Below are 17,268 nucleotides of genomic sequence, written 5' to 3'. Positions count from 1 at the left end.
ATCGTTGCAACCAACAAGTTCAGGCTTTGATGAGACTCGACCGAAACAAAATTGAGTATCATTTACGAGGGCTAAGAGCTATAGAAGCTGTCCTAGATACGCTTTAGCCGTTGTGTCTCCCTTTCAGTCAGGGCCGTAAGATTCACAGCGATCGCTCCTACATATACGTACTTTCCGTATATTCCACAGCATTTTGGAGGATTGAGATGAGCAACCTTTAACCCAATTTAGCTTTTAACCAACAAGCGTGCGTGTACGTTCTATTATCACTACAACGGGTCAACTAATCCGTATTCCCACGCTTGACTCCTCTTGATTTCCTAACCTCTTCAACATTTTCTGAAACCTGTCTCTAGTTTCTCTGCGACTCATCAAATCATGCTTTTGGCATAGATTACAGTTGCGTCGTAAGTGTCGACAATGACCATCATAATTGCCCCATAAGCCATTTAGCTGGCTATTTTTAGACGTATCTGCACAAGACTATTTCTGATGCACTTTTATCAAATTGCTTTATCAGAATTTGTCAAAGACTGGCATTTTGCGGGGATTTTATTGATGCAAACTTTGTTTCTAATGTCTCATATTTCTGTGTTTTTTCAGCTTCTGAAAGCATTCTCTATAAGCGTTAATAGTCTTAATCAGACGTTGTCCCGTTGCTTTCATTATCAAGGAGTTCAGAATGCTTAATCAATCTAAGGGATATCTTGTTGCTGCTTTTAGTTCACTAGGACTTTTGGCTGCCATGACACAGCCAGCCTCCGCTAACACTTTCCGAGGTATTGAATTTCCCTTAGGTGAATCTTCTTTTGCAGATGAAGTGGTTGACTATAACAAAGTCTACGCCAATGGTCTAACCAAAGAAGACGCCTATGGCAAGAATTGGAAGGCATCAGCCCAGGCATTTGATAATCCCACATCTGTTTTAGGGGTCGCTAATTCCTCATGGAAAGGAAATAAGATGCCCATTGCTCAGCGAGATGACTTTTCTCTAGGTAAGGGTGGTTCGATTACCGTCAAATTTACAGACAACGTCTTAGTGGGTAGCGACGATGATAAAGATGATTTATGGATTTTTGAAGCAGGTGGTCTCGTTGAGGGAATGTTTGTTGAAGTTAGTAAAGATGGCAATACCTGGTTGTCCCTAGGTGAAATTGGTGGGACTCAGCATGCCGGTATCGACCTTGATGCCTTTGGATTTACCTCTAACGATGCATTCTCCTATGTAAAAGTCACAGACAATGGCAAAAATCGTTATAACCAGGGGTGGGCTGGTGTCGATGTTGACGCGATTGGAGCGATCTCTTCTAAAGATGTACCTGAACCGGCTTCACTGCTTGGTCTGTTAACAGTAGGTAGTTTTATAATGACTTCTGTACTCAAGCGTCGCTAAAAGTATCGATGACCCTTTTTGTATAGCTGCGATCGGATGGATTAGCTGTCGTTGTATAGCTACATAGAACCGATCGCTACTATACCTAAAATGTTAATTCCGCATTGCTGCAATTCACGCATTAATTGTTGAAACATTCTTTGTTTGACTGATCTAATCCTAACGACCAGTATTAAGCCCTCCAACTGACTAGAAATTAGTCGTGCCGCCGCCGAACTTTGTATCGGTGGGGTATCAATCACCAAGGCATCGTGCTGTGTTTGGAGTTTTTCTAAAAGCGGTTGGAGAGAGTTGGCTGAAAATAAATCTATAGGATTTTTGATGGGTTTCCCTGCGGGCAACAGGGAGAGATTACTAGTAAGTTCAATCGTTGATGCTGGAGAAATCATGTCAGCGTCGACCAGCAGATCGGCTAACTTACTTCCGTCATGGTCTAATGGCCCAGTCTGAACAGAATCACGTAGATTAGCATCTATCAAGAGCACACGTTGGCTTGATCGAGAGAAGGCTAGTGCCAGGTGCTGTGTAACCGATAACGTTGACGTATTATCGGCAGAACTAATTGCCAAGGTGCTGAGGTGCCTGTCAGGGTATAGTAGTTTAAGATTAGTTTCTAATAACCTAAAAGCATCTAGCAGGTCATGTGAACTGTGAAACTTAACAGACGGATAGAGTCCTTCTTGTGCTTTAAATGAATCAAGGGGATATCTGAGTCTTAACAAAACAGGTATATCTACGTCGTTTTCAAGCTCTTCAGCTGAACGATACGTTTCGTCAAACTGATCGGCTATTAACACTGTTCCTAAACTAACAAGGATGCCTGCAAATAATCCTAAAACAAGGGTGCGAGGTACTGACGATATGGGCTGATCAGGTTCTTCTACATCAGAGATGATCTCCCATGGCGGCACTTGTTTCGCAAGCTCGAGTTGTAAATCCTCTCTGGCAGAAAGTAATCGATTTAAACTATCTGTTGAAATCTGTAGATCACGTTGTAGGTCTGTATATTGGTTATCTAAATAGGCTAACATCTGGATATCTTTGTTAATCCCTTGTGTAACCTGCGTTAATTCTTCCTTCTGCTGTGTCAGTGCTGTTAGGTCGTTTTCAGCTTGCAACAATTCAAGGACATTATCTAGCTGAACAATATCGCCTGGATATTTAATGTCTTCATCGAGGCTAGAAAGAGCAGCGAGTCCTAGCCGTGCTTGCTCTTGGTCCTCGGACTTTAAACTATTTAGCAGCAGCAAATATAGAGACACTCCATTGGCTGCTGCTAGATTCTCATCAACCTGTAAGCGCTCGGTTAGTTCATTTAACAGCGCTTCTGAAGAACGGATGGAAAGATCGACGGTCCGCATTTCACTCGTTGACTCGCCAAGCTGTTGGCTCAGTTGCTGACTGAGTTGTTGTGGCTCGTAAAAGTTGTGGCTTTGCCGAAAATCCTCTAATTTTTCCTGTAACTGTTCAACTCGCGCTTGCACAATTGGGAGTTGTTCTTCTACCAAGGCAGTTGCCTGATCGATACTGCGGAGGCTAGTTTTTCTCGCATAGAGTATGTAAGCCTCTGCCAGGGCCTCTAGGACCTGCTCAACTTTTTCAGAACTCGTCGCTTGAAAACTAACCTCCATAATTTCACTACGGGGTAGATGTTTTATCGTAAGTTGCTTCTGTAATGTTCTATATTCTTCGCCAGGAAAATTTTGCTGAATTTTGGGTAGGGCCGGTGCAATCACCTCATAGCTTTCAAGTAGCTCAATAATTGTTTGAAAATCACGAAACTCCGGTGGTACGTAGGGTCGTTGCCCTCCCTCAGACAGTGACTTAGTGGGTACTGCGAGAAAATCTGGATTGAGTAAAAGCGTTAAGGTTTCTCGATAGAGAGAAGGCTGGATGACACTTTTGAAGCAAGCCAACAAAAAAATAAGCCCCGACATCCCTAAAAAGAGCGGTAGTCTGTATAGAATAAGGCGTGGTAGATAACGCAGGGCTGCAATAACAGTGCCTGAGTGAGAAGTACGAGTCAAGGTTATTACTGAGGACAACTAACGCGATAAACAGTAGTATCCTTACTATTCGCTCGCTGGGGTGAGAGGCTTCATTATATTTGAATTTTGCTATTTGCAGTAGTTGTTATCAATTAAAGTTAAGATTTCCCCAGACAGTCAGACTTGATTACTTCCCATAAGGGATATGTCTGGTTTTCGCCAACCAACTCGAATGCGTATTTCTATCATTACAGCAGTTAAAAATCGAACAGCAACTATCCGCCACACGATTGAATCAGTTATCGGACAAGATTATCCTGATATTCAATATATTGTGATCGATGGTGGCTCCGTTGATGGAACCGTTGATATCATAGACAACTATCGCAATAAGATTGATTATTTTACGTCTGAGCCCGATGGCGGTGTATATGATGCCCTGAACAAGGGACTCAAAATTGCCCAAGGGGATATTGTTGGCTTTCTACATTCAGATGATTTTTACCATCATCACCGGGTTGTACGCTTAGCCGTTGATGCGATCGCACATCACCAGGCCGATATTGTCTTTGGAGACATTGTATTTATTGATCCCTGTCGGCTAAATCATATTCTTCGAATCTATCGCTCCCATCGATTTCACCCCGACTTATTTGCCCAGGGTTGGATGCCTGCCCATCCAAGCTGTTTTATTAAACGTGAGGTGTATGAACACTATGGCCTTTTTAAGACATGCTATAAGTTGGCCTCAGATTTTGAATTATTGCTCCGGTTTATCAAGATCAACCAAGTGAAATATTGCTATTTGCCAGAGATCTTAGTCTGCATGAGACCAGGGGGATTAAGTAATCGTAGCTTGGCCAATCGCTGGACAAATAATCAAGAAATTCTGCAAATTTGTAGAGAACAGAATATTCCAACGAATTTGCTGAGGCTGTTGGCACGTTATCCCGCTAAGCTCTGCGAAAAGCTCACTTGGCTGCCCGCTTATCAAGGGATGCGCAAGCGTAAGTCCGTTATTTCCATATAGTTTTCTGTTTTATTCAATTTGTTCCGTATGACTCCATGGCTATGGGAAGTAAATCAGTGGAATTTCCGAGAAAGGTGATTTTTATCGAACTCAATGAAGTCCCTTTCAAGATAATTGATAATTTTATTCGGCAGAATCCTACTTCAGATCTAGCGCTGGCGCTACCGAAGTTTCACCAGTATCTAACCCACATTGATGACAATGTTTTGAGTCCGTGGATTTCCTGGCCAACCCTCCATCGAGGCGTCCCGGCCCACAGGCACGGTATTTCTAACTTGGGAGAAAATCTCACTCTATTAGATCAGCAATTTCCCCCAATTTGGCAAATATTATCCCGACATGGTGTGAAAACGGGGGTGCTTGGTTCGCTACATTCCTCTCCTTTACCCCAAAAGCCGGAAAACTATGCCTTTTATCTGCCAGATAGCTTTGCCCTTAGCCCCGATTGTATACCGGCCCACCTATCCAGCTTTCAGGCGCTAAATTTATCCCTGGCAAGTCATTCTGCACGCAATGTGTCTGGTATGGTGCCAGTGAGGCAATCCCTTGAATTGTTAACGAATGTTGGACGTTTGGGGATTTTGCCATCCACATTAGTAGCGCTTGTCAGACAACTGGGGTTAGAGCGTCTGAAACCTTATCGGAAAAATCGTCGCCGCACCTATCAAGCTGTTCTGCACTTTGATTTATTTTTTAAGCAGCTCAAAGAGATTCGCCCTGACTTTGCCACCTGCTTTACCAATCATGTCGCCTCCGCCATGCATCGCTACTGGGCGGCAGCATTTCCAGAGGACTACCAGAATTTTGGGTTTTCATCGGCATGGGTGGCACGATACCGGGATGAAATTGATTTTGCCTTGGGCCAGTTTTCTCGCTTCCTGGGCCGGTTGATCCACTTTGTTCAGCAAAACCCTAGTTATATGCTGTGGATTACCTCTTCCATGGGGCAATCGGCAACGACGGCAAACCCGATTTTGCGACAGCTGTATCTGACTCAGCCCGCAAAACTGATGGGCACCCTCGGTGTGCCTGATCACGCCTGGAAACCCCAAAAGGCGATGCTGCCGATTACCAGCATTTGGGTAAATACCCCCTGGAGAGAATCTGTCCGTAAGGCGCTCAACTCTCTAACCATTGAGGGTGTTCGTGTGACCGTAGAAGAAAAGGCAGACGGGTTCTTTTCTGTCCATCTAGACAATAAGAATCTGGTGACATCTAAAACAACTCAGGCCGTCATTCAAGGACAAGCCTACGGGCTACTGGACTTAGGCCTAGAAAATGTCACCATTGAGGACCAAAGCGGAGCCAGCGCTTATCATATTCCTGAAGGATTGTTGCTCATTTATGATCCACTGACCCAGGCGGTAAACCATCGTCGTAACTGTGTTTCTGTTCTTGAAATTGCCCCTACATTGCTAGAGCTATTTAACATTTCAGTTCCAGACTATATGCTGCCGCCGTCTGAACGAGGCCGCCTAGCATCCGATCTTGTTACTAAGGCAAATCAGCTAGCAAATCAACCCGCTACTGTGGCGGTATCCTAACCCATTAGTTTGAGGGGGTTTGAGGTTGTGTTAATGGAACAGACGCGACTGTCTGGAGTCTGTGAGTCTTCAGACAGTCGTAGATCAACCTGGTTACCACTACTGGGCTGGCTGCCACTGGCGTTAGCGATTAACAGCATTTTTTGGCAAGGACCCATCGCCTATTGGGGACGGTGGCTAGGTCTGCTTGTTTGGATTGGTTATGGATTTTTAACCCTTGTTACCAGTCGGCAATGGCGGCTGAGAGAGTTTGATGGTCTGGCCATATGGGTGTTTTTACTGATTGTTATTAGCACTTTTTGGGCAGGCGAGAATTTGAGCAGTGACCATAGTCTTGCCGCTGTAGATTTTCGCCAAACAGCTCTCATCAAAGCTTGCTCGCTTTTCTTAGGCTACCTGACCCTGACCTGGGGACTGGAGAGCCTATTGATTTCCCTTCAAACCGTTGTCCAGGTGATCAACAAATTTGTCATTGCCGTAACATTACTGTTGGCAGTTGGTTTGTTGGGTAATCTAATGGGGGCTATTCCCTGGATTGCAGGAGCTGGGGCAGGGCTGTTTGTTAACCCCAATACAACCACGGCGCTGGCGCTGGTGACGCTGCCCCTGGCGATTTGGTTTTATGTTCAACATCCAGGACTGATGGGCGTTTGGCCGAGTTTGACCCTTGTTACGGCCCTGGTGCTGGCTCAGGCGCGCTCAACAGTTATGGTGTGTGGACTGTTGGTGTTCTTCTACTTAGTCTGCTGGCCAGGGCTACGACGGTTACGGCTGGCTAATTTACTGTTCCCGTTGGGATTGATGCTACTGGGCCTGGTGCTCTTTTTGAGCATCGACTTTTGGGGGACTAACCTGGCCGATAGTTTGGTTCATGGGCTGCGCCCCAACTTTGATAATGCGCAGCGACCGGGACTGAGCAGCTATCGGCTAAATTTGTTGTGGCCAGTATTCATCCAGGGGATTGCAGCATCGCCTGGGACGTTCTTGATTGGCCATGGCTGGGGTAGCGAAGAGGCGTTGATGCTATTTCAGGCAGACCAATCCCGTTTTTTTGCCGCCTTGAATCTCATTAGTGCCCACAGTGCCTATTTGGGACTTACGTACCAGATTGGCCTAGTGGGCGGGGTGTCGGTATTTGGGCCGCTGTGGGCAATGGTACTGCGGCAGATGCTAACACCTCTACCCGAGACCATAACCCCATACTTTCAGCTCAAGGTTTCACTGGTGGGTGTTGTCCTCGCTGCCTTGGGTGTGTGTGTGTTTGAGTCTGGCTTTTATAACCTGGGGGCGATTTACATGCTACCAAGCTGGATGGCGATCTATCTGGTGACGCGCTTGGATCAACTGCCTGGGCAATCAGAGGAGAGGAGTCCTGTATGAAAGTACTACATGTAATTCCATCACTCAGTCCAGCTTTGGGGGGACCCACGGTGGTGGCGCTAAGGCTGGTCAGTCATTTACGAGCCTGCGGTGTTGACGCTGAAATCGTCACGACCAATGACAACGGTGGGCAGGTGTTAGACGTGCCTCTGGGTGAGCGGATACTTTACCAGCAGGTGCCTGTGTGGTTTTTACCGCGCTTTAGTTTGCCGATGAAAGAATTTCTATTTTCTGTGGCGCTCACCCGTTGGCTTTGGCAGCATGCGGCAGATTACGATCTGTTGGATCTGCACTATTTGTTTTCCTATGCACCCACCTGTGCTGGCATACTGGCTCGCTGGCAACAGATTCCATATACCGTGAGAACACAAGGACAGTTAGCCCCTTGGGCGCTGCGGCAGAGTCAGTCTAAAAAACAGCTATACAGCTGGCTGATTGAACGGCGACATTTGAACAGTGCGGCGGCAGTTCACTGCACAGCATCACTGGAGGTTGAGGATGTGCGGCGCTATGGTATTACCGCGCCGACAAAGGTGTTGCCCTTGGGGGTGAGGAGTTTGGCGACTAATCCCAACGCCCGTGGGGAACTACAACAGCGCTATCGTATTCCTCTCAATAGGCCGATTATCCTATTTTTATCGCGTCTGCACTATGTTAAACAGCCGGATGTGCTGCTGCGCGTAATACACCAATTAACTCAGCGAGGGCGCTCAGCTCATTTACTCATGGCTGGAACCGGCGATGCAGCCTATGTCCATAAGTTGAGGGGGCTGATTACGGCTTTGGGACTAGAAGACACCGTAACCCTAACTGGGTTTGTTACGGGCACGGATAAACAGCTGCTATTACAGGGGGCAGATATGTTTGCCCTGCCTTCTCAGACAGAGAATTTTAGTATGGCGATCGCAGAAGCTATGGCAGCAGGATTACCTGTTGTGATTACGCCAGAGGTGCAAATCGCACCGGATATTCTATCTGCCGGGGCGGGGGTCGTCGCCAAGGGTACCTGTGATGACTTTACAGCGGCCATAGCAGGGTTGTTGGCCGACCCGGACCGACGGCACCAGATGGGAGAACGGGGACAACATTGGGCCAAGCAACATTACGACTGGTCCGTGATTGCGGGACAGCTAACCCAGGTTTATTCCGGGATTTTACAACAGCAGTCGCAGGAGGCGGGGATGAGCGCACCGGTGGTGGTCCAATGAGACCTGTCTGCGGATGAAACGAGAGAAGATTTGGTACCATACCTATTCTTCTGGGCGGCTGCTATGGCTGAGCTACCTGGGGCTGCCGTTTTATGTTGGCCTGGTGGGGCTGGGGGTGACGCTGCTGTTGGCGGTATGGAATTACAAAATGCAGCTGCTGCGTCCTGGCATTGTGCGCTGGCTGGGGCTAGTGGCCCTCTGGATGGTGGGACAGACATTGTTGGCCCATGACCCGGTCAAGGCTGGGTTTGGGTTGGTGCATTATTTGCCCTACTTTGGGCTATTTGCAGTGCTGCTGGTCCTGGAGTTTTCTGTGGCGGACTGGCGGGGGCTGGCTTGGGGACTGCTACTCGCGTCAATTCCTGTGAATGTGGTGGGCTTGGTGGAGTACATCCTCAAAGCACCGGGAGTGGAGGCCATTTTGGCTGACCAGACACTGGTGAATTGGATGTATCAGGGAGAGCATTATCACCGGGCGGCCTCTATTTTTTCGAACCCTAATGTGTATGCCAATTATCTGGTGGTCTTGTTGGGGCTGGGGTTGGGATTAGTGGGGCAGTGGCCGCAGCGCTGGCGACAGCTCACGCTGGTAATCGCACTGGGGTTAGTGGGCATTGGCATTGTGTGTTCGGGATCGCGTAATGGGTGGTTGATGGCCTTAAGTCAGCTGATGCTGTGGCTGTGGCTGGGCAAACTGCGGGGCCGGCTACACTGGCTGGGGAGGATAGGCGTGCTGGCGCTGGTGGGAAGTGGGATTTTGGGTGGCATCGGCACCTACGAGCTGACACTGGCAGATATAAACCAAAGCTTGCAGCATGATTCTCGATTGAATACTTGGTGGGTGGCCTGGCAGTTGGTACAAGCTAGGCCCTGGCTGGGTTGGGGGTTGGGCAGCTTTGCACAGCTATATCCGACGCTGAACCCGCTGAAGGACTATTTGCAGATGTCCCACGCCCACAATATTGGGCTAATGCTGCTGGTAGAGGGAGGACTGGTACTGACCCTGGCGCTGGCGTTGCCGGTGGGATATGTGTGCTATCGGGGGGTGAGATCGCTGCTATTGCCTTTGTTCAAGGACGGAACCAGGGCAACACTGCTGGGCTATGGGCTAGCCCTGTGGGGGCTGCTGGGCTTTTCGCTGTTTGACCTACCGTTTTACGATGGACGGATTAATGCTCTGCACTGGATGGTGTTGGCGGGGGTGTATGGGCTGACGGGTAAAGACGAGGCATCAACATCTGGATAAGCTTATGCAACAGGCGCAGTGGCCGAGCGAGATAGGACAGTCCCCAGTGGGAGAAATGCGGGGAAAGCCATGTGCGATCGCGGGAATTGGGAGTCAGGGCATAGCCAACAACATGGGTCAGCAAGCGCAGGTCGGTCCAGCTGGGTCGGTGGGGGTGCTGACACAGTAGCAGAGCACGGAGGCAGGCTTGCTTGCTGCTGCTGATAGGGTTGGATTGCAAAAGGCTGAAGATGCCCTGGTGGGGGTCGCGCTCAGTGAAGAGTGTGGCAGCGACCTGATAAATATGGCGGTTAGCGATAGGGTCGCTATAGCTGGCGTGCTCCTCCTGTAGCGGTAAGGGCAAGGTGAGGGGAATAAAACGGTGGGTCAACTGTAGGGCGCAGTGCACCAGACGGAGGTTGTTACCGGCCAGGGTGAGCACCTGTTCTGGATCAAGTTTGGGCATCAGATCGGCCAGGTCACAAAATTGCGACAGACGCAGACGGTCAAAGTAACTGTCTTTAACAATTTGGATGCAAAGGATAAGAAAATGGTCTTCTGGACTGAGGGTAGGTAGGGTAGTTCCCAGGTAGGGCAGGGGACGACAGCGCTGGTGTAGGGCAGCAAGATCGAGCCGGTAGGAAAAGCAGGGCGGGGCGATTTGCCAGTGTAGGTCGATGCTGAATTGGCCGTTGGGGGCAGTGAAGTCGCTGCCCCAGGGAGTTCTGTCCCGCAGGCAGTAGCCCTGGGCCAGGAGAAGAGACTGGGCGGCCTCGGCATCTGTCCCATCGACCAGCAGGTCGAGGTCACAGTAGGTGCGGCGGGAGAGGTCACCGTGGAGGGTGAGGGCCAGGGTGGGGCCTTTGCAGGGGAGGACGGGGAGATTGGCCTGGTGAAAAGTGGAAAGGAGATGGGTGAGGGTTCTAGCAAGCTGCCAGTTGTAAACCGTGAGGGATTGGGCGGTTTCTTGTAGAGGGCATTGGAGGGAAGGAGGCAGGGTATGGTAGAGCCGAAGCAAGACGCCGTGGCGCTGTGATAGATGAAATAGGGCAGGCCATTGAGGTGACTCTAGTGCGGCACTAGTCACTGTTTGGTTGAGATAGGATAGCAGGTGGGTAATTTGTGGAGAGTGCACGGGTAAGGGTTGCGTAAAGGGGTGACACTAGCAAGGCTTTGGTAACCAAATAAGACTTAAGACAGACCAGGACCCATAACACCATCAAAGGCTACAGGAGTGAACATAACGGCAGTGTTCTCCTTGCGGAGCTGTGGCAACAGTCAACGGTTGTTCACTAAACGGTTTAGCTTCAGTAGAAACCTGTAGCCAGTAGGCCAGCCCCAACAGTCTCTCTGTTGCCTCCATAGCCTCAGTTCCTGCCGAATCTGCTGCCCGAAGGATCTTCAACAGTTGCTCGCGATTCACATAAGCCTCTAATCCCGGCGCGGTTCTCACCAACTCTTCTATCCACACCGGCAACATCGCCTGCATCACCGTGGCATAGTCCTTTGGCGCTTCAAACACCATTTTCTTACGGGTGCGAATGGCCTCGGGCAGCTTGCCATACATCATTTCTCGCAACAGCCGTTTATCCACCAGCCAGGGAATCGGTGGAATCGCCATCAGAAACTCCACCAATCGCAGGTCAAAGAAGGGGTAGAGCGGCTTCACCGGTAGCCCAGTCATACCCGGATCGTGCATTTCAAAGAGATTGGACCAAACGGCGGTGTGACCCATGCCGTAGCGAGAGATTTTGTCTAACGCATCGGCCTGCTGGACGGCAAACCGTTGCTTGAGTCGCCAGCGAGCCGCAAAGTTGTGGTCTAACGCAGGGGGCACCGTTGCCCGGTTGCGGATAATGGAGCGCCGACAGGCCCGCCACCAGAATACCCTTGGTGTGCGGTGGGTCTTAAAGTAATCAAGCTGTACCTGCCACCAGCGCTGTCGCAGCCCCTGCTGCCACCATTCCCAATGGTAAAACTCACCAAAGCACAGGGCCGAGTCGCCGCCAAACCCGGTCAGCACCGTGCGGGCATGGTCGCCGCAGCGCCGCATCAATGTTGTTATGGTTTGCCTGCCCATGACAGAGCCCGGTGGCAGCACAGGCGAGCGGGCGGGGTGCAAATCGGGCACCTGGCGATACCTGCCGGTCGCATCGAGTGTGTTTAGGGGAATGCCCATGGTGTGCGCCACCATGGCCGCATAGGCGTTTTCTTTTGGCATTATGATCCGGTCTTGCATTGTGAAAGCCTGCAAACGGCCCGCCTGTCCCCGTTGCTGTAGTATGTGCTGGGCCACAGCAGCAATACTATTGGAATCTATGCCACCGCTGAGGTGAGTTGCCACCTGGGGACTGCGCAACCGGTCAGATACGGCCTGTTCAAACAGTTCAGAGAAGTGTTCGACATAGTCTTCTGGGCGCTTGTACAGCGTCAGCGGTTGCACCCTAGGCAGCTGCCAGTAGGGGCGCACCTTGAGCACGCCCGGTTCCCAGGTTAGGGTATGGGCCGGGGGTAACCGGCGCACATCGTCAAAAAGAGTGGTGGGATAGTCCAGATTCATGCCCCATAGCACCTGGTCTGCCATGGCCTGCTCATTGATGCGATCGCTAACGCCGGGATAGCGACGCACACAGTCTAGGGTGTTGCTACACACCAAAGTCTCTTTTACCTGGGCATAGAAAAAGGGCACCACACCAAAATGGTCGCGGGCGGCAAACAGACGCTGTTGCCCCTCATCCCAGATTAAAAAGGCAAAATCCCCCTGGAGATGCTCAACACAGGCCGTATCCCAGGCATGGTAAGCTCTCAGCACTAAAGATGCATCCGAGCACTGCGATGAAATATCGGCATAATAGGACCTGAGCTTGGCAATGAGCTCATCACGGCCATCCAAGCGTACGTCTGCTGAAATCCACACCCACTGATCTAGTGTCAGGGGTTGCTGCTCCTGTTCTGGGGCCGTTCTCAGCAGCGCGTGTCCCAGACCTGCCAGTGGTGTATGCCAACAGGTTTGGGCATCTGGCCCGCGAAAGACCATACTGTCTGTTATTTGACGCAGCAATGCTTGACTGACCGGCTTACTGGGCCGACTAAATAAACCAACTATTCCACTCATGCTGCTGTGCGACCCTTAGTTAATAACAGAAATCATCAATAGACCTTCTTCCACTAGACCGTTCACCGGTGTCTGCATGTCCTGGTTAAACTGTTCTACTAAGAATAGACACTGGCACCACAACCTACTGCATACGATTAAAAATGTCACATTAGACTATTTAACCAGACTATTAATTCAAAAAATCTGTTAGATTGAACTTTCTCTATTGACTGGTGCTAATGGTGTTGATTTTCTGCGTGAAAATACAGTGAGCGTACTGACAATATTTTTCTCGGATTCTTGGTAAACCAACGGCTAAGGCTTAAGAGGACTACACTTACAAAAATCTTTCTGTTCTATGGGTAAACACTGTTGTTTTCTACGAGAAGGAAGGTTTGTTCAATGTCAGCTTACGGTACTGTGGAGACTTTACTGGTCTTCAACGAAGCAAACTTAAATCTTAGTTAGGATTGAGTCTTGCCCAAGCGTTTGTCCCTGTTTCCAAAAATTGTTCAAATTCTGACTTCATCGGCCAGCGTCGTGGCGGGGGCAACCCTGGCCACCCGGCTGGCTGGTTTGATGCGAGAGCAGGTAAACGCAGCTGTTTTTGGGATTGGGCCGCTCTATGGAGCCTTCCAGTATGCAGTTTTATTACCAAACCTGTTTCTAGTTGTCCTGGGGGGGATTAATGGCCCGTTGCACAGTGCCGTTTTGACTATTTTGGCGAACTATCCTCCGGAGAAGTCCAGGGCCATTGTTCGGGCATTAACGGTGGTGATCGGTGGAGCAATGTTGGGGGTGACTGGCTTGCTAGTTTGGTTGGCTCCCCAGGGTATTGATCTGATCGCGCCGGGGCTGGCGGTGGGGGCGGGTGACCTCCGAGGCTTGGCAATTCGGCAGTTGCAAATTATGGCTGCGACGGTGTGGTTCGGCAGCATGATCGGCCTCAACATTGGTCTGTTGACCTGGCATCGTAACTATTGGCTGCCAACGCTGAGTCCGCTGCTGTCGAGTTTGGCTGCGATCGCAGGCGCATTTTGGTTTAACCATGGGGTCAAACAACAGCTCAATAGCGCTGACCTAGCGAGCGGCCAGGTGCTGGCCTGGGCCTACTTAGCAGGGGCGGTGCTGCAGTGGGGAGTACTGTGGCTGGGCCTGCGGGGGTACCCGCTTAGTCATTCGTTGAGTGTGGCTTGGCGACATCTGGGCCTGTGGTCAGAAATCCGCGTGGCGCTGCGTTTGATTGCCTCTAGCTGCTTATTTATGAGTGTTACCCGAGCAAACTGGTACATTGACTTGGCCTTTGCCTCATGGCTACCTGAGCCGGGGGCGGCGGCCAGTGCGCTAACGCTGGCGTTTCTAGTAGTGCAGGCCCCGGCAGGGATTTTTTCCAATGTGATGCTCGTACCGCTGGTGCCAAACTTGGCGCAGGTGGCGAATGAGCCTGGGGAGCTATGGGAGCGATCGCAACGAGCTTTAAGTCTTATGCTCCGATTCGTTTTACCCATGGGCGGGCTGATGGCACTGTTGGCCACCCCCATTGTGGCACTGACGTATCGGCGGGGGGCCTTTGACCTGGAAGCGACATTACTGGTGGGGCACGTACTACGCTGCTATGGGTTGGGGCTGGGGGCGTACCTGAGCCGAGAACTGCTGGTCCGCGTCCTACATGTGCTCCGCGCCCATCGAGCATTAGGCTGGCTGAGCGCCTGGAGTCTGGGGTTAAACATTTTATTTAACGGTTTTCTATATCAATCCCTAGGCGTTGCGGGGCTGGCGCTGGGGAGCAGTGTGGTCGATGGGGTGTTGAGCCTTGGCATGTGGCTTTGGCTGCGGGAGCGATTGGTGTTGAAACCCTGACAAGTTAACTTCCATGCCCCTGTGGGCTTGTACTTGAGAGCAAATATCCGTTTCTCTCTAACGATATTTTTCAGCTTGTATTTCAAACAACTGGAAATAAAGCCCTTGATTGTTCATCAGCTCAGCGTGGCTGCCACATTCAACGATTTTTCCCTGTTCTATTACATAAATACGGTCGGCCAGCCTCACAGTGGACATACGATGACTAATCAGAACAATCGCCTGGTGACGAGCTAAGCTTTTTAATTTTTGAAACACAGCATATTCTGCCTTGGGATCCATAGCGGCAGTGGGTTCATCTAAAACCATAATTTGTGAGTCTCGCAAAAAGGCTCGGGCTAAGGCAATTTTTTGCCATTGGCCTATGCTTAGTTCTTCGCCTTGATCAAAGAGTTTGCCTAAAATAGTTTCATAGCCCTTAGGAAGCGTTTGAATAATTGACTCAGCACCAGACTGACGAGCCGCAGATTCGATCCGTGTAACGTCATGGTGGTGTTCAATATTGCCAAAGCTAATATTCTCGCGGGCTGTGAGATAGTACTTGGCATAGTCTTGAAAAATAACGCTGATTTGTCGTCGCAGCTCGGAAATTGCGTAGTGTTTAATATTTTTACTCTCTAAGTAGATATCTCCTGATGTGGGATCATACAGCCGACAAAGTAGCTTAATCAGCGTCGTCTTCCCACATCCATTTTCACCGACTAGGGCAATGGTTTCACCTGGGGCAACCCTGAGGTTAATGTTGTGCAGAACCTGGCGTTGAGTGTTGGGATATTTAAAATTAACCTGCTCGAAAACAATGCCTTCCTGAAATGTGGTGGGCATTACTTGGGGCTGCTCAGGTTCCAGCACATGAGGTGTTAGTTCCAGAAATTCGAAGATATTTTTGAGGAATAGATTATTTTCATGGAGTTGCGCCAAACTATTAAAAAACTGTTTTAATGCGGTTTGCCCTCGCTGCATAGCTTGATAATAAAGAACTAAGTCACCAAAGGTAAATTCGTTGTTAAATGCTCGATAAATAATATAGCCATAGCTAACGAGTAACAATACTCCACCAAAGAGTTGGGTGCTAAAGTTGTAGACAGCTTGCTTGGTTGCGATCGCTAATTTTTCTCGATAAATTTTAGTTTGTACTGTGCGATACCGACGTCTTAAAAATGAGCCTAAATTGAACAGGCGAATTTCTTTAGCAAACTTTGCCTCCGTCAGCAAATGACTCATATAAAAAGATTGGCGCTGCAAGGCTGTACGGCGACGTTGCCAGCGGTAAAAGACACGGGTATATTTCAGCCGAACCCACAAAGCAGGGAGGGAGGCAGCCACTAGAAGAGCGATAATCTGCCAAGAAATAGACAGCAAAAGTCCACTGAGGGCAGCTAGCAAAACAGCATTTTTGAAGACATTCGCCAGACTACTCAAAATTTGATTACAGCGAAAAGATGCTTCATTTTGAGCCCGTTGGAGCACATCATAATACTGAGGATTTTCGTAGTATGCCAAATCTACGGCAATGGATTTTGCATGGAGAATATCTTGCAGGCTATTGGTTACTTTTTCACCCTGTGCCGTGTTGACCAAGTCAGTGGTGCTTGTTAAGACAATATCAACAATGGCAATGCCCCCAAGTACTACTAACCATGGCATCAGGTGAGTATAGCTATGCCATGAATTGGGAAGGGCATGAGCTGTACTAAAGATAGCTCCAATATTGTCTACAATTACTTTACTGACATAGAAAAAGGTGGCAGGCAGCAGCCCCTGAAACACTAGCAATAGAGAGCTTACACATGTCCACTGCGGTGCGCTTTGCCAAATAATTTTGATGGCAATAATAAGGTATATTCCTTGCGGAACAAGGGATCGAAGCCAACGCTGCATCTCAGTTCCTGACTTGGGTTGGACTGTGTGACCTGAATAGTGCTCAGCGTACTCATTTAATACTATAAAAAGTGTTTTTGACAGTCTGGAAAATTATTCAGGCAACATTCGTATAATTACTGATGGCAACTCACACAATCGTTGAGATCCTCTTGTTGTAAGACCATTGATTTAGTAGAGATTTTTGGCTTGCCGTAATCGATCCCTAAGTTTATCTGAAGTCTATCTGCAAAATCTAAATCTAAGATTCTAGTTTGTCACAGGAAAAGAATGTGAATCAATTGCGCTCTTGAGTTTTCTCCAGACTATGGGTTCCAGATCCCGATTTCGTTCAACAATCCTAAAACTATGATGCAATTTTCGTTAGATCAAGGACTATCCGTGACCTCCCATGTGTTAGCTCAAGACTTAGCCGGAGAGTCTGTGTTGTTAAATATTCAAACTGAGGAATATTTTGGACTGGATGATGTGGGGACTCATATGTGGCAAACCTTGATTGAGAAAGAGTCCATTGAAACGGCCATCGCCACCTTGCAAACTGAATATGATGTGGAGCCAACACTGCTACAGCATGATGTGGAAACATTAATTGACGAATTATTAACCCATGGTTTAGTTGAACTGATTGCTGCATAACCTCCTTGGCTACTTTATAATCACGC

Annotated in this window: 12 protein-coding genes; 8 read left to right on the top strand and 4 right to left on the bottom strand. The window is 49.1% G+C overall.

Annotation, left to right across the window (positions count from 1 at the left end; genetic code table 11):
* The first annotated feature begins 682 nt into the window (after nucleotides 1-682).
* Nucleotides 683-1,393 carry a PEP-CTERM sorting domain-containing protein gene (locus tag QGP82_RS06115; RefSeq protein ID WP_163703173.1) on the top strand — a complete coding sequence of 237 codons (711 nt, stop codon included), beginning with the start codon at nucleotides 683-685 and terminating at the stop codon, nucleotides 1,391-1,393.
* Between the two features lie 59 nt (nucleotides 1,394-1,452).
* On the opposite strand, the gene QGP82_RS06110 is transcribed toward QGP82_RS06115, so the two are convergent.
* Nucleotides 1,453-3,420: a GumC family protein gene (locus QGP82_RS06110; protein WP_499057736.1), complete on the bottom strand. Its 1,968-nt coding sequence runs from the start codon at nucleotides 3,418-3,420 to the stop codon at nucleotides 1,453-1,455.
* 193 nt (nucleotides 3,421-3,613) lie between these two features.
* On the opposite strand from QGP82_RS06110, the gene QGP82_RS06105 reads away from it, so the two are divergent.
* The 5 genes from QGP82_RS06105 to QGP82_RS06085 are packed head-to-tail and all read left to right on the top strand — an operon-like array spanning nucleotide 3,614 to nucleotide 9,789.
* Nucleotides 3,614-4,411: a glycosyltransferase family 2 protein gene (locus QGP82_RS06105; protein WP_499057733.1), complete on the top strand. Its 798-nt coding sequence runs from the start codon at nucleotides 3,614-3,616 to the stop codon at nucleotides 4,409-4,411.
* A 41-nt stretch (nucleotides 4,412-4,452) separates the two neighbouring features.
* On the top strand, nucleotides 4,453-5,955 hold the full coding sequence (locus tag QGP82_RS06100) for a hypothetical protein (protein ID WP_499057731.1): 1,503 nt from the start codon (nucleotides 4,453-4,455) through the stop codon (nucleotides 5,953-5,955).
* Nucleotides 5,956-5,988: 33 nt separating this feature from the next.
* Nucleotides 5,989-7,335, top strand: coding sequence for a hypothetical protein (locus QGP82_RS06095; protein WP_499057729.1), 1,347 nt, complete (start codon nucleotides 5,989-5,991; stop codon nucleotides 7,333-7,335).
* Complete coding sequence (locus QGP82_RS06090) at nucleotides 7,332-8,543, top strand: glycosyltransferase (protein ID WP_499057727.1); 1,212 nt, start codon at nucleotides 7,332-7,334, stop codon at nucleotides 8,541-8,543. The genes QGP82_RS06095 and QGP82_RS06090 overlap by 4 nt, the downstream gene beginning before the upstream one ends.
* A 13-nt stretch (nucleotides 8,544-8,556) precedes the next feature.
* Entirely contained in the window at nucleotides 8,557-9,789 is a 1,233-nt protein-coding gene (locus QGP82_RS06085) for an O-antigen ligase family protein (protein WP_499057725.1), read from the top strand.
* Here the strand turns inward: QGP82_RS06085 and QGP82_RS06080 are convergent.
* A complete protein-coding gene (locus QGP82_RS06080) occupies nucleotides 9,713-10,903 on the bottom strand; it encodes a nucleotidyltransferase domain-containing protein (protein WP_499057723.1) in 1,191 nt (396 codons plus the stop codon). The genes QGP82_RS06085 and QGP82_RS06080 overlap by 77 nt on opposite strands.
* An 84-nt stretch (nucleotides 10,904-10,987) precedes the next feature.
* Nucleotides 10,988-12,883, bottom strand: a complete 1,896-nt coding sequence (locus QGP82_RS06075) for an asparagine synthetase B family protein (protein ID WP_499057721.1) — start codon at nucleotides 12,881-12,883, stop codon at nucleotides 10,988-10,990.
* A gap of 459 nt (nucleotides 12,884-13,342) precedes the next feature.
* Here QGP82_RS06075 and murJ point away from each other — a divergent pair, with 459 nt between their 5' ends.
* Complete coding sequence (gene murJ / locus QGP82_RS06070) at nucleotides 13,343-14,725, top strand: murein biosynthesis integral membrane protein MurJ (protein ID WP_499057719.1); 1,383 nt, start codon at nucleotides 13,343-13,345, stop codon at nucleotides 14,723-14,725.
* Between the two features lie 57 nt (nucleotides 14,726-14,782).
* On the opposite strand, the gene QGP82_RS06065 is transcribed toward murJ, so the two are convergent.
* Nucleotides 14,783-16,606, bottom strand: a complete 1,824-nt coding sequence (locus tag QGP82_RS06065) for an ABC transporter ATP-binding protein (RefSeq protein ID WP_499057717.1) — start codon at nucleotides 16,604-16,606, stop codon at nucleotides 14,783-14,785.
* 348 nt (nucleotides 16,607-16,954) lie between these two features.
* Between QGP82_RS06065 and QGP82_RS06060 the strand changes: the two genes are divergently transcribed.
* The gene (locus tag QGP82_RS06060; RefSeq protein ID WP_499057715.1) at nucleotides 16,955-17,242 is read left to right on the top strand and encodes a PqqD family protein; all 288 of its coding nucleotides are present in this window, start codon (nucleotides 16,955-16,957) and stop codon (nucleotides 17,240-17,242) included.
* The last annotated feature ends 26 nt before the right edge of the window (nucleotides 17,243-17,268 follow it).

It is taken from the genome of Leptothoe sp. LEGE 181152, from assembly GCF_032906605.1.
Lineage (GTDB): Bacteria > Cyanobacteriota > Cyanobacteriia > Phormidesmidales > Phormidesmidaceae > Leptothoe > Leptothoe turfae.
This window is presented reverse-complemented; position numbering and strand designations above follow the sequence as displayed.

Excerpts from the sequence above, each read along its gene's own strand:
- QGP82_RS06115 (WP_163703173.1), top strand. The coding sequence starts at position 683 with ATGCTTAATCAATCTAAGGGATATCTTGTTGCTGCTTTTAGTTCACTA.
- QGP82_RS06105 (WP_499057733.1), top strand. The coding sequence starts at position 3,614 with ATGCGTATTTCTATCATTACAGCAGTTAAAAATCGAACAGCAACTATC.
- QGP82_RS06100 (WP_499057731.1), top strand. The coding sequence starts at position 4,453 with ATGGGAAGTAAATCAGTGGAATTTCCGAGAAAGGTGATTTTTATCGAA.
- QGP82_RS06095 (WP_499057729.1), top strand. The coding sequence starts at position 5,989 with ATGGAACAGACGCGACTGTCTGGAGTCTGTGAGTCTTCAGACAGTCGT.
- QGP82_RS06090 (WP_499057727.1), top strand. The coding sequence starts at position 7,332 with ATGAAAGTACTACATGTAATTCCATCACTCAGTCCAGCTTTGGGGGGA.
- QGP82_RS06085 (WP_499057725.1), top strand. The coding sequence starts at position 8,557 with ATGAAACGAGAGAAGATTTGGTACCATACCTATTCTTCTGGGCGGCTG.
- QGP82_RS06075 (WP_499057721.1), bottom strand. The coding sequence starts at position 12,883 with ATGAGTGGAATAGTTGGTTTATTTAGTCGGCCCAGTAAGCCGGTCAGT.
- QGP82_RS06065 (WP_499057717.1), bottom strand. The coding sequence starts at position 16,606 with ATGCAGCGTTGGCTTCGATCCCTTGTTCCGCAAGGAATATACCTTATT.
- QGP82_RS06060 (WP_499057715.1), top strand. The coding sequence starts at position 16,955 with ATGATGCAATTTTCGTTAGATCAAGGACTATCCGTGACCTCCCATGTG.